Genomic DNA, 12,132 nt, shown 5'->3' on the forward strand with positions numbered 1-12,132 from the left:
GCCTAAACGAAGCGCGCGACGAAAGCCCCCTCGCAGCCCGGCGGCAGGGCGATGCGCACCCGATGGCCGCTGCCGGGGGCCACGGTGACCGGCGCGCCCTCGTGATTCTTCATGGCCTCGATGACGACATCGAAGTTGCCGGCGGGGCGGATGATCTCGATGCGGTCGCCGACACTGAAATGGTTTTTCACCGCGATTTCGGCGAGCCCATTGGCGTCGTAACCGGTCACGTCGCCGACATACAGGCTGCGGCTGGATTCGGAGCTGCCGCGCAAATAGTTCTGGTACTCGCGGTCCGGATGGCGCTCATAGAACCCGGCGGTGTAGCCGCGATTGGCCAGGCCGTCGAGCTGGCCGACCAGTTGCGCGTCGAAGGGCCGCCCGGCGACGGCGTCGTCGATGGCCTGCCGGTAGCTCTGGCAGGTGCGCGCGACGTAATAGGGCGACTTGGTGCGGCCTTCGATCTTCAGCGAATCGACGCCGATCTCGGTGAGTTTGGCGACGTACTCGATGGCGCGCAGGTCTTTCGAGTTGAGGATGTAGCTGCCGTGCTCGTCTTCCTCGATCGGCATGTATTCGCCGGGGCGTTCCTTCTCTTCGAGCAGCCAGGTGGCGCCGGGGCGGCGCAGGGTGCTCGGCTTCGCGGCGCCAGCCAAAGTCGGCGCTGGCGCCACGGCGAGCGGGCGCGGTGTGGTGAGGCCGACATCGCCGGCGGCGTCTTCGCTGCCCTCATGCAGCTTGTAATCCCAACGGCAGGAGTTGGTGCAACTGCCCTGGTTCGGATCGCGGTGGTTGAAGTAGCCGGAGAGCAGGCAGCGGCCCGAGTAGGCGATGCACAGCGCGCCGTGCACGAAGACTTCGAGTTCCGTGTCGGGACATTCCTGGCGGATCTCGGCGACTTCGTCGAGCGAGAGTTCGCGCGAGAGGATCACGCGCGAAACGCCGACGCTGCGCCAGAACTTCACCGCCGCGTGGTTCACCGTGTTGGCCTGCACCGAGAGGTGGATAGTCATTTCGGGCCAGCGCTCGAGGATCATCATCATCAGGCCGGGGTCGGCCATGATCAGTGCGTCGGGCTTGAGCGCGATGACCGGCGCCATGTCGTCGAGATAGGTCTTGAGTTTGGCGTTGTGCGGCAGGATGTTGCTGACGAGATAGAACTTGCCGCCGCGCGCGTGGGTGAGCGCAATGCCTTGGGCGAGGTTCTCCAGCGTGCCGAAGTCGTTGTTGCGCACGCGCAGGCTGTAGCGCGGCTGGCCGGCGTAGATCGCCGTGGCGCCGAAATCCAGCGCCGTGCGCGCCATCGCCAGCGAGCCGGCCGGGGCCAGCAGTTCGGGAGTTTTCACTTGGCGGGAACGCGCAGGTCGGCCGTGATCGTCCCGGCCTGCCGCAGATCCACCTCGTGCTGCGCTTCGCGGAAATCCTCGGCGAGCGCCGCCGTTTCCCATTCGCGCATGGCCGGATGGTCGATCAGGGTTTGCACATATCCCGCCGCGGCACCCTGCAGCGGGACGCCGTAGGTGCGGAAACGGTAGGCCACGGGGGCGAAGAAGGCGTCGACGGCGGTGAATTTCCTGCCGGCCAGGAAGGGCCCGCCGAAGCGCGCCAGGCCGGCGTTCCACAGGTCTTCGATGCGCGCGATGTCGGCCAGCACCTGCGGCGAACGCTGCGCCACCGCCAGCCTGACGCCGACGTTCATGCCATGCTGGTTGCGCAGCGCGGCGAAGCCCGAATGCATCTCGGCGGCGGCGCAGCGCGCCCAGGCGCGCGCCTGGGCGTCGGTCGGCCAGATGCCGGCGTGGTGCTCGGCGAGGTATTCGACAATGGCCAGGGAATCCCACACCACCGTGTCGCCGTCGACGAGGCAGGGCACTTTGCCCGAGGGCGAGAAGTTGGTGAACTTGCCGCTGTTGTCGCCCAGCGGATGCATGCGCTCCGCGAAAGGAATGTCCAGCGCCCGCATCAACACCCACGGCCGCAGCGACCACGAGGAGTAGTTCTTGTTGGCGATGTGCAGTGTGTACATGAGGCTTACCGTGAAAAACCGCTGCTTGCGAAGTCACTGGTGATGACCGAGCGAAGCGAGCGGAATGATAGCCCCGCCCTGGGAAGGGGGCGCAGGCGGGGTTTCGCGAAGCACTGCTTCGCGCCGTCGCAGCCGGCCGGCCATGCAGGGCCGGCCGTGGATCGGGGGTGGGGGGCCTTCAATTCGCCTTTCGCGTGTTTCATCCTCGGCGGGTGGCGCTCGGTGCCATGAGCGTTACGCCCGGATCGTTTCGTCGAGGGTGATATCGACCATCAGATCGTTGGAGATGCGCTCAAGTTCCCCGGTCAGCGCGGAAACGTCGAGATTCGGCGCGGCGGTGAGTTCGGCCACGGCGTGGAACAGCACGGCGGCCGACATCGGTGCGCTGGAGGTGTGGGTTTCCAGGCTTTCGACGTTTACCGCGTGGTGTGCCAGCACCTGCGAGACTTCGCGCACGATGCCGATGCGGTCGTGGCCGACGAGCGCGAGCTTGAGTCGCCGTCCCGTCAGCGCCGACTTCTTGGCGACCGCCGATTCGATGGTGACTTTCAGTCCCGCCAATTGGCCGAGCGCCTTGCTCAGCGCGTCGGCGTGAGCCGCGTCAACGGCCACCTCGACGATGCCGGCGAACTTGCCCGCCAGTTGCGCCATCGAGGATTCGAGCCAGTTGCCCTGATGGGCGCTGATCGCGGCGGAAAGCTCGCCGACCAGTCCGGGCCGGTCGTCGCCGATGACGGTGAGAACGAGATGTTGGTTCATGGTTGTCTTCTGAAGATATGTTCGGGAGAAAGGGATGTTTCAGCTCCGGCTTTTTTTGACGACAATCACGCCGGGCAGCTTTTCAAAGTGCGCATCGCAGGTCAGTAACTCGGCATCGAACTCTCGTGCCGTGGCGTATACCACGGCGTCGGCGGTTGCCAGCTTGTATTGGCGATGCAGGTCGGCGGCGAGCAAGGCGATGCGAGTGTCAAGCGGTGCCACGACGCATTTCTGCGTGAAGGCAATCATTTGGTCCGCCTGATCTTCACCGACTTCCCGCGTAAGCCATTTCGTCAGTTCCAGTTGCACGATGGTGGGCACGATGCATTCTGTTCTGTCCGGAATCTCTCGCGCCAGCTTCTTGCCCAAGGGGCTGTCGATCAGCCATTCGATCCAGACTGAGGTGTCAATGACGCGCATTAATAGCGATCCTGCCGGTCTCGATATCCGTCAGCGTTTGCGCCATGGGCAATGCCGGCGAGTTGTTTCAGATCGGGAACGGGCATGAGCAGCACGCCCTTGCCCTTGAGAATGAAAACGAACTCCTGCCCGGCTTCCCAATGAAGATCGTCGCGAATCGCTTTGGGAACTGAAATCTGATATTTGCTGGACAGGGTGGCGGTCGGAGTCATTGTCTTACCTCATATGTATCGATATCAATTGGGTAAGAATATCATGCCGATATCCGCAATGCCAGCGGTGGAGCTTCCTTTCTCATCATCCTGTGGCGTAGTTCTCCATCGGCACGCAGCCGCAGAACAGATTGCGGTCGCCGTGTACGTCGTCGATGCGATTCACGTAGGGCCAGAACTTGTTCTCGGCCACCCAGGGCAGGGGGAACACCGCCTGCTCGCGCGAGTAGGGTCGGGTCCACTCGCCGATCACGTCCGCCTCGGTGTGCGGGGCGTGCTTCAGCGGGCTGCCATCGAGCGTCCATTCGCCGAGCTCGATCTTGCGGATCTCGTCACGGATGCTGACCATTGCGGCGCAGAAGCGGTCGAGTTCGGCCTTGTCTTCCGATTCGGTGGGTTCCACCATCAGCGTGCCGGCCACCGGGAAGCTCACCGTCGGCGCGTGGAAGCCGTAGTCCATCAGGCGCTTGGCGATATCGATTTCGGCGACACCGGTTTGCGCCTTGATGGCGCGCACGTCGAGGATGCACTCGTGGGCGACGCGGCCCTGGCTGCCGGTGTAGAGCACCGGGTAGTGGTCCTTGAGTTTGGCCGCGACGTAGTTGGCGTTGAGGATCGCGATCTCGGTGGCGCGGGTGAGCCCCGTGCCGCCCATCATGGTGATGTACATCCAGGAGATCGGCAGGATCGAGGCCGAGCCCCAGGGTGCCGCCGACACCGCGCCCTGGCCGCCGTGCGGTCCGGCGACGGTCTGCACCGCGTGGTTGGCCATGAAGGGCGCGAGGTGCGCCTTGAGGCCGATCGGCCCCATGCCCGGCCCGCCGCCGCCGTGCGGGATGGCGAAGGTCTTGTGCAGGTTGATGTGCGAGACGTCGGCGCCGATGTCGGCCGGCCGGCACAGCCCCACCTGGGCGTTGAGGTTGGCGCCGTCCATGTACACCTGTCCGCCGTGGGCATGGACGATGGCGCAGATGTCCTTCACCGCTTCCTCGAACACGCCGTGGGTCGACGGGTAGGTGATCATCAGGCAGGACAGGTTCGCCGCGTGCTGCGCGGCCTTGGCCTTGAGATCCTCGACGTCGACGTTCCCGCTGTCGTCGCAGGCCACGACCACCACTTCCAGGCCGCACATCTGGGCCGTGGCGGGGTTGGTGCCGTGGGCCGACTTCGGGATCAGGCAGACGTTGCGGCTGCCTTGCCCGTTGGCGGCCTGGAAACGGCGGATCGCCACGAGGCCGGCGTATTCGCCCTGCGCGCCGGAATTCGGCTGCATGCAGACGGCATCGAAGCCGGTGATCGCCTTGAGCTGGCTTTCCAGCCCGTCGATCAACTCGGCGTAGCCCTGCGCCTGGTCGAGCGGCGCGAAGGGATGCATCTGGCCGAACTCGGGCCAGGACACCGGAATCATCTCGGCGGCGGCGTTGAGCTTCATGGTGCAGGAGCCGAGCGGGATCATGGCGTGGTCGAGCGCGAGGTCGCGGTTCTGCAGGCGCTTGAGGTAGCGCAGCATGCCGTGCTCGGTGTGGTGCGTGTTGAACACCGGGTGCGTCAGGATCGGCTCGCGACGCTGCAGCGAGGCGGGAATCGCGCAGGGCCGCGCGGCGTCGAGCGCTTCGACCGGGGTGGTCTTGCCGAAGATCGCGAGCAGTGCGGCAACGTCCTCGCGCGTGGTGGTTTCGTCGAGGCTGATGCCGATGGTTTGCTCATCGACACGGCGCAGGTTGTAGCCGGCGTCGCAGGCGGCTTTCATGTATTTCGCCGTGTCGCCAGCGCCGACTCTTATTTCAAAGCTGTCGAAGAAATCGCGTTCGGTGACGCCCAGCCCGCCGGCCAGCAGCGCCGCCAGGCGGTGGATGCGCGCGGCGATGGTGCGCAGGCCTTCGGGGCCGTGCCACACCGCGTACATGCCGGCCATGTTGGCCAACAGCACCTGCGAGGTGCAGATGTTGGAATTGGCCTTCTCGCGCCGGATGTGCTGCTCGCGGGTTTGCAGCGCCATGCGGTAGGCAGTCTTGCCGCGCGCATCCTTCGAGACGCCGATGATGCGGCCCGGCATCGAGCGCACGTGCGCTTCGCGCGTGGCGAAGAAGGCCGCGTGCGGGCCGCCGAAGCCCATCGGCACGCCGAAGCGCTGGGCCGAGCCGAGCGCGATGTCGGCGCCCATGTCGCCGGGCGATTTCAGCAGCACCAGCGCCATCAGGTCGGATGCGACGGCCACCACGCCGCCCTTGCCCTTGATGGTGGCGATAGCGGTGGTGAGATCGGAAATTTCGCCGCGCGCATTCGGGTATTGCAGCAGGGCGCCGAACAACTCATGTTGCGCGGCCTCTTCGGGTCGGCCGAAGACCAGCTCGAAACCGAAATACGCGGCGCGCGTTTTGATCACGTCGATGGTCTGCGGGAAGGCCGCTTCATCGACGAAGAACACATTGCCCCTGGCCTTGGAAACGCGCCGCGCCATGGTCATGGCCTCGGCGGCGGCGGTGGCCTCGTCGAGCAGCGAGGCATTGGCGATTTCGAGGCCGGTGAGGTCGATCACCATCTGCTGGTAGTTGAGCAGCGCCTCCAGTCGGCCCTGGGCGATCTCGGCCTGGTAGGGCGTGTAGGCGGTGTACCAGCCGGGGTTCTCGAACAGGTTGCGCAGGATTACCGGCGGCGTGTGCGTGCCGTAATAGCCCTGACCGATCAACGATTTCTTCAGCACGTTCTTTGCCGCGATGGTTTTCAGCGCGGCCAGCGCGGCGTGCTCCGGCATCGGCGGCGGCAGGTCGAGCGGACGCTGCAGGCGGATCGTCGCCGGCACCGTTTCGCCGATCAGCGTGGACAGCGATGCGGTGCCGATCGCGGCCAGCATGCCGCCGATGACATGTTCATTGGGGCCGATGTGGCGGCCGATGAATTCGTCGCCGTGTTCGAGCTGGATCAGCGGTGTCGTCAGGTTGTCGGCGTGCATGGCGGCCTTTACAGCGTGGCGTCGTAGGCGGCGGCGTCGAGCAGGGCGCCGAGTTGCGTCGCGAGTTCCGCCGCGCCGGCGGGCTTGATGCGGAACAGCCAGGCACCGTAGGCGTCGGCATTGATCGACTCCGGCGCGTCGGCGGCGGCTTGGTTGATATCGATCACTTCGCCGGACACCGGCGAGTAGATGTCGGAGGCGGCCTTGACCGATTCGACCACGGCGCATTCCTCGCCGGCCTTGACCACGCGGCCGACGGCCGGCAGTTCGAGGAAGACGATGTCGCCCAGCGCTTCCTGGGCGTGGTCGGTGATGCCGATGGTGACGCTGCCGTCGGCTTCCGCGCGGGCCCATTCGTGGGAGGCGGCGTATTTCAGGTTGGTGGGGGTGGTCATTTGCTGGCTCCTCAGAGTAAGGGGGTTCCGTTGCGGACAAAACTGGGTTTGACGACGCGCGCCTTGAGGCGCTTGTCGCGGATTTCGACCTCGACTTCGCTGCCGAGGGCCACGCCCACCGGCAGGCGGGCCAGCGCGATCGACTGGTTCAGGCTGGGCGAAAACGTGCCGCTGGTGATTTCGCCCTCGCCCTGCGGCGTGATGACTTTCTGGTGGGCGCGCAGCACGCCGCGGTCGAGCAGCAAGAGGCCGGCGAATTGGTTGCGTACTTGCCGCGCATTTGCACCCTCCAGCGCCGACTTGCCGATGAAGTCACGCGCGGCGTCCTTCAGGTCGACCGTCCATTTGAGTCCGGCCTCATAGGGCGAGATGCTCTCGTCCATGTCCTGGCCGTAGAGATTCATGCCGGCTTCGAGGCGCAGCGTGTCACGGGCACCGAGGCCGCAGGGCTTGACGCCGGCCTCCAGCAGCTTCTGCCAGACCGGTCCGGCGTCGGCGGCCGGCAGCGCGATCTCGAAGCCGTCTTCGCCGGTGTAGCCGGTGCGGGCGACCAGCCAGCCGTCCACTTCGGCGGCCTGGAACACGCCGAGCATCACGGTTGCGCCGCGCATGGCGGGGAAGGCGGTCCAGAAGCGTTCGCGGGCGTTTGGCCCCTGCACCGCGATCATGGCCAGCGCATCCTTGCCCTCGCGGCGCTGCGTCAGCGTGGCCTTGAATCCGGTCAGCTGCGCGCGCATCCAGGCGATGTCCTTGTCGGCGGTGCCGGCGTTGACCACGATGCGGAAGTGTTCGGGGGTGAAGAAATACACGATCAGGTCGTCGATCACGCCGCCATCTTCCTTCAGCAGGCAGGAATACAGCGCCTTGCCCGGCACGGTCAGCTTGGCCACGTCGTTGGCCAGGAGATGCCGCAGCCAGCGCGTGGCATCGGGGCCGACGAGGTCGAGCGCGCACATGTGGGAGACGTCGAACATGCCGGCGTCGCGGCGCACGGCGTGGTGCTCCTCGATCTGCGAGCCGTAGTTGATCGGCATCTCCCAGCCGGAGAAATCGACCATCTTGGCGCCGGCGGCGAGGTGGGAGTCGTAGAGCGGGGTGCGCAGCGGCATGGCGGTCCTTGGAGCTTGAGCGATCAGGGGCGCGACGGGGCTCCGTCACGTCCCCATCTGTCCTTGGCGCCTGAGAGATTTACTCCGTCGGCGGGCAGGCTTCACGTGCTGCAATGAGCTGCCGCTCTCCAGATTTGTGCTGCGTCGTCGGCCCTTTTGCCTGAGCGGTTCCTGGGGGTTGCGCCTTCGGCGGTGACGGTGGGAGTCACTCTCTCCCGACGACCGGCACGAATTATCCTACAAACGCGTGCGTCGCGCTTGGGCCGTCAATCTTCCGCCTCTATTACCGGCAGTGCCTCGGCGAGGATGCCGTCGATGTCGTCTTCGGTGATGTCCAGCAGGCGCAGGCAGCCGTCGCCGAGCTTCTGCCATTCGTGGGTATGGCTCAGCCCGGTATGGCGCTGCACCAGGTGTTCGGCGAACTGCGCCATGGCGATGCGATAGCGGCTGGTGAGAGGCGGGGTGATGGAGGGCGTCTCGATCACCGCGGTATCGTGGTGATGGCGAATGGCAAGGCAGAGTTCTTCCGGCAACCACCAGCTTTGTGCCAGCAGGCAGCCGACCATGGCGTGGTTGGTCGGCAGTTGCGCATCTTCGACGGCGGTAAAGCTGCGGCTGTCTTCGCTGTTGGCCCTGGCCAGGATTTTTTCGTAGCCGGGAAAGCGCAACAGCAGCACCGGGATGCCGGCGTCGCGAAACAGGCCGAAGGTATAGGCATCATCCGGTCGCAGCTTGTTGTGGCCCACGTGCTGCGCCAGCCAGCCGGACAGGCGCGCGATGCGCGCCGAGGCATCCCAGAAGCGTTCGAGGTGGAGCGAGTTGGGAAAGGTCTTGCGCAGGATGATGCCGGCGATCGCCCGGCTGGCCACATCGAGGCCGAGCATCATCAGCGCCTCGTTGACCGAACGCACCCGGTTGCGGAAGCCGAAGAAGGGCGAATTGGCGGTCTTGATCAGGGCTGCCGAAAGGCTGACGTCGGCGCCGATGACATTGGCCAGGCGCTTGTAGTCGGGCTCGTCCTGCAGCATTTCGCGCGAGATGCGGTCGAGAATGGTCGGCCGCGGCGGGATTCCGATGTCCTTGAGCGAGCCTTCCAGCAGTGCGTCGACCGATGGCGGCGGTGGCGGCGTCGACTCGTCGTCGGTGCTTCTCATCTTGTTTTCCTTTTTTGAAACCAGCTCAGGAGCGCCTCTTCAGGCATGGCATGCGCATGAATATACCCCTGAATCGCGTCGACGCCCGCTTCCCGCAGGGAATCGAGTTGCGACTGTTCCTCGACGCCCTCGGCCACCACGGTCATGCCCAGCTCGCGGCCGAGCTGCGACATCGCCTTGATCACGGAAAAGGCGCGGCGATCCTGGGGCAGCACGATGACGAAGGCGCGGTCGAGCTTGAGCTTGGTGGCCGGGATGTCCTTCAGGTTGGCCAGGCAGGAATAGCCGGTGCCGAAATCGTCGATGGCGAGCCCGACCCCGGCTTTCTGCGCGGCGTTCAAATTGCTCTGCACCGTTTCCGAGATGTCCATGAACAGCGATTCGGTCAGCTCCAGCTCGATCAGCTCCGGATGGACGTTGGCGCACAGCAGCGCGGCATGCAGGGCCTGGGCGAACTTGGGCGAAGCCAGCTGCGCGCGGGAAACGTTGATCGCGACCTTGGTGCGGTAGCCGGCCTGGTCCAGCTGGCTGGCGTAGCGCGCGCCGGCGAGCAGGCTCCATTCGCCGAGGCGGATGATCAGGCCGGTCTTTTCGGCCACCGGAATGAACCGGGCCGGCGGAATCAGTTCGTTGTCGAAGGTGCAGCGCATCAGCGCCTCGACCGCCTCGACGCGGCCGTCGAAGCCGACGATCGGCTGGTAGTGCAGGCTCAGTCCGCCATTTTCGAGGGCGAGGTGCAGCTTGTTCTCGATCGCCAGTTCCTCGCGTGCGAGCAGGATGCCCAGCCGCCCCGGCATCGGCTCCTCGCCGGAAGCCACGGCGCGCCCGCCGCCCTGGCGCTTGGCGGTGCTCATGGCGCGGTCGGCGCGTTCGAGGAAGGCGAAGGGATCCTCGTCCTGTTCAAGAATGGCGATGCCGATGCTGGCCGAAGGGTGGAGGAACAGCTCGCCGAAGCGCAGCGGCGCCTCGATCGCCTGCAGCAGGTCCTGTGCCAGTTGCCGGGTGTGTTCCGCGTCGCAGTTGGGGATCAGGCAGACGAACTCGTCGCCGCCCATGCGGCACCATTCGCCGCGCCCGGCCGATTTTTCGCGCAGGCGCTGGGCGATCTGGGTGATGACCAGGTCGCCGCCGAGGTGGCCGAAGGATTCATTGACCTGCTTCAGGCGACTGAGATCAATCCAGAGCGCCGCCAGCAATTGATTGCCGGCGGCCGCGCTGAACGCGAGTTTGCTTACCAGTTCCAGGCAACTGCTGCGGTCAAGAAAGCCGGTGCCCGGATCGATACCATGGGTCTGCATGCGGGATCTCGGTACAAATGACTGTTTCGGATCATAGATAACTGCAGTACGGCGACAGGCTGGCAATTGTCGGCAATATACCGGCCTGTTTGCCCTATTGAACCGTCGGGATGGGGAGTCGCCACCCTTGATGAAGGGGCGCTCCTGCGTTTCCGCCTGGGGGAATCCGGCTCCGGGCGATCGGGCCATCCGTTCTGTCGCAAGCGACTGGCGCTTGCGACGGTTTTCATGTACTGTACGGATAAACAGCTACCGGAGCATGCCATGGCCGACGATCTCACTTCCCGCCAGCGGGAAATTCTTGATTTCATCCGCAACAGCCTGGAAGTCTTCAGCGTGCCGCCGACGCGCGCCGAAATTGCCAGCGCGTTTGGTTTCGCCTCGCCCAATGCCGCCGAAGATCACCTCAAGGCGCTGGCCAAAAAGGGCGCGATCACGCTGGAACACGGTTCCGCGCGCGGCATCCGGCTGGTGGAGCAGCTCGGCCTGCCGCTGATCGGCACCGTTGCCGCCGGCAGCCCCTTGCTGGCGGTGGAAAACCGCCTGGGCCAGTTGCGCATCGACCCCGGACTCTTCACGCCGCAGGCAGATTTCCTGCTGCGCGTGCGCGGCCTGTCGATGATCGAGGCCGGTATCCTCGACGGCGACCTGCTCGCCGTGCATCGCACCTCCGAAGCCGCCAACGGCCAGATCGTCATCGCCCGCATCGGCGACGAAGTCACCGTCAAGCGCTTCAAGCGGCGCGGCACCATGGTCGAACTGATCGCCGAGAACCGCGACTTCGCCCCCATCCTGGTCAATACGCGCAAGGAATCCTTGACCATCGAGGGCATTGCGGTAGGCCTCATCCGCGACGGCCGGACCTTGTAACCGCGCTTGTGAGTTCCGCCCCGTTCGGGTGCGGAAGCGCAGCGGCATTCCAGCAGGGCGGCCGCGCCTAGGCAGCGGCTATCGCCGCAAAGGCCTCAGCGATTCGCCGTGTCGCCATCGCCGACTTTGCGGCAGACCGTAGCGACATGCTCCGGCGCAAGCTCCAGGCCGAAACTCTCGTTCAGAATCCGACGCATCTCCTCATCGCTTTCCAGCGTGCGCGTCGTCACGATGTCGCCGTGATCTTCGACGAGTTCGCGGTTGCGCAGGATCATGCGTTTCTCCGGATGCGGCAGTTGCACGGTCAGGGTCTGCACGAAGCGCGACTTGGGGTGCGTTGCGGTGTAATGGTTGGCGAGCTCGTAATCGACGGCCTGCTGCGGCTCCAGCGTGAACGCATAGAGGTCGCACCACGAACCGTCGCGCAGGGATTGCAGGACCCACTGGCCGTCGGCTTCCTTGATGACGCGATAGCTCCAGGCGTAATGCCGCACCTCTGCACCGGAACCGAAGGGAACCGGCAGCAGCAGGCCTTCGCCGCCGAAGCCGACATCGGCCAGCCAGCGGCTGCCTTCGGCCTCGACCAGCAGCAGCATGTGGGTGCGCGGCAGCACGGCGGTAGTGCGATAGCGCACGCGCGCGGCGAGCTGGGTGACGCCGAAGCCGAACTCGCGCAGCACGGCCGCCAGCAGCAGGTTGTGTTCGAAGCAGTAGCCGCCGCGGCGCCGGCCGACCAGCTTGGCCTGAAGGCTGGCCAGGTCGAGCGCGATCGGCCGGCCGAGCAGGATGTCGATGTTCTCGAAAGGGATATGCGTCGCATGCGCCAGATGCAACGCCTCCAGCGCCTGCCGGGTGGGGGCGATGGCGCCGGTATAGCCGGTGCGGGCCAGGTAGGCCGCAAGGTCCAGCGTGTCAGTGTTCATCGATCCGACTTTT

Annotated in this window: 12 protein-coding genes and 1 riboswitch; of the genes, 1 reads left to right on the plus strand and 11 read right to left on the minus strand. The window is 65.5% G+C overall.

Annotated elements, in window-relative coordinates:
* Nucleotides 1-2: 2 nt before the first annotated feature.
* From trhP to SUTH_RS06005, 10 genes are all read right to left on the minus strand, one after another.
* On the minus strand, nucleotides 3-1,346 hold the full coding sequence (trhP, locus tag SUTH_RS05960) for a prephenate-dependent tRNA uridine(34) hydroxylase TrhP (protein ID WP_041097839.1): 1,344 nt from the start codon (nucleotides 1,344-1,346) through the stop codon (nucleotides 3-5).
* Nucleotides 1,343-2,026, minus strand: a complete 684-nt coding sequence (locus tag SUTH_RS05965) for a glutathione S-transferase family protein (protein ID WP_041097841.1) — start codon at nucleotides 2,024-2,026, stop codon at nucleotides 1,343-1,345. The genes trhP and SUTH_RS05965 overlap by 4 nt, the downstream gene beginning before the upstream one ends.
* A gap of 234 nt (nucleotides 2,027-2,260) precedes the next feature.
* Nucleotides 2,261-2,785 (minus strand): glycine cleavage system protein R, encoded by a 525-nt coding sequence (locus SUTH_RS05970; RefSeq protein WP_041097843.1) that lies wholly within the window; start codon nucleotides 2,783-2,785, stop codon nucleotides 2,261-2,263.
* 39 nt (nucleotides 2,786-2,824) lie between these two features.
* Nucleotides 2,825-3,205, minus strand: coding sequence for a type II toxin-antitoxin system VapC family toxin (locus SUTH_RS05975; RefSeq protein ID WP_041097845.1), 381 nt, complete (start codon nucleotides 3,203-3,205; stop codon nucleotides 2,825-2,827).
* On the minus strand, nucleotides 3,205-3,417 hold the full coding sequence (locus SUTH_RS05980) for an AbrB/MazE/SpoVT family DNA-binding domain-containing protein (protein ID WP_041097847.1): 213 nt from the start codon (nucleotides 3,415-3,417) through the stop codon (nucleotides 3,205-3,207). The genes SUTH_RS05975 and SUTH_RS05980 overlap by 1 nt, the downstream gene beginning before the upstream one ends.
* Before the next feature lie 85 nt (nucleotides 3,418-3,502).
* Nucleotides 3,503-6,370 (minus strand): aminomethyl-transferring glycine dehydrogenase, encoded by a 2,868-nt coding sequence (gene gcvP / locus SUTH_RS05985; RefSeq protein WP_041097849.1) that lies wholly within the window; start codon nucleotides 6,368-6,370, stop codon nucleotides 3,503-3,505.
* A gap of 8 nt (nucleotides 6,371-6,378) precedes the next feature.
* Nucleotides 6,379-6,765: a glycine cleavage system protein GcvH gene (gene gcvH, locus SUTH_RS05990; RefSeq protein WP_041097863.1), complete on the minus strand. Its 387-nt coding sequence runs from the start codon at nucleotides 6,763-6,765 to the stop codon at nucleotides 6,379-6,381.
* Nucleotides 6,766-6,776: 11 nt separating this feature from the next.
* Complete coding sequence (gene gcvT / locus SUTH_RS05995) at nucleotides 6,777-7,874, minus strand: glycine cleavage system aminomethyltransferase GcvT (RefSeq protein WP_041097872.1); 1,098 nt, start codon at nucleotides 7,872-7,874, stop codon at nucleotides 6,777-6,779.
* Nucleotides 7,875-8,012: 138 nt separating this feature from the next.
* A riboswitch (glycine riboswitch) is annotated at nucleotides 8,013-8,102 on the minus strand.
* 38 nt (nucleotides 8,103-8,140) lie between these two features.
* Complete coding sequence (locus tag SUTH_RS06000) at nucleotides 8,141-9,028, minus strand: HDOD domain-containing protein (RefSeq protein WP_041097874.1); 888 nt, start codon at nucleotides 9,026-9,028, stop codon at nucleotides 8,141-8,143.
* Complete coding sequence (locus SUTH_RS06005) at nucleotides 9,025-10,326, minus strand: putative bifunctional diguanylate cyclase/phosphodiesterase (protein WP_041097876.1); 1,302 nt, start codon at nucleotides 10,324-10,326, stop codon at nucleotides 9,025-9,027. Before SUTH_RS06005 ends, SUTH_RS06000 begins: the two co-directional genes overlap by 4 nt.
* Before the next feature lie 264 nt (nucleotides 10,327-10,590).
* Between SUTH_RS06005 and lexA the strand changes: the two genes are divergently transcribed.
* Entirely contained in the window at nucleotides 10,591-11,196 is a 606-nt protein-coding gene (gene lexA / locus SUTH_RS06010) for a transcriptional repressor LexA (protein ID WP_041097878.1), read from the plus strand.
* Nucleotides 11,197-11,291: 95 nt separating this feature from the next.
* Here lexA and SUTH_RS06015 read toward each other — a convergent pair whose 3' ends face one another.
* Nucleotides 11,292-12,119, minus strand: coding sequence for an arylamine N-acetyltransferase family protein (locus SUTH_RS06015; protein WP_052473321.1), 828 nt, complete (start codon nucleotides 12,117-12,119; stop codon nucleotides 11,292-11,294).
* Between the last annotated feature and the right edge of the window lie 13 nt (nucleotides 12,120-12,132).

Origin of the sequence: Sulfuritalea hydrogenivorans sk43H, from assembly GCF_000828635.1 — a bacterium.
Lineage (GTDB): Bacteria > Pseudomonadota > Gammaproteobacteria > Burkholderiales > Rhodocyclaceae > Sulfuritalea > Sulfuritalea hydrogenivorans.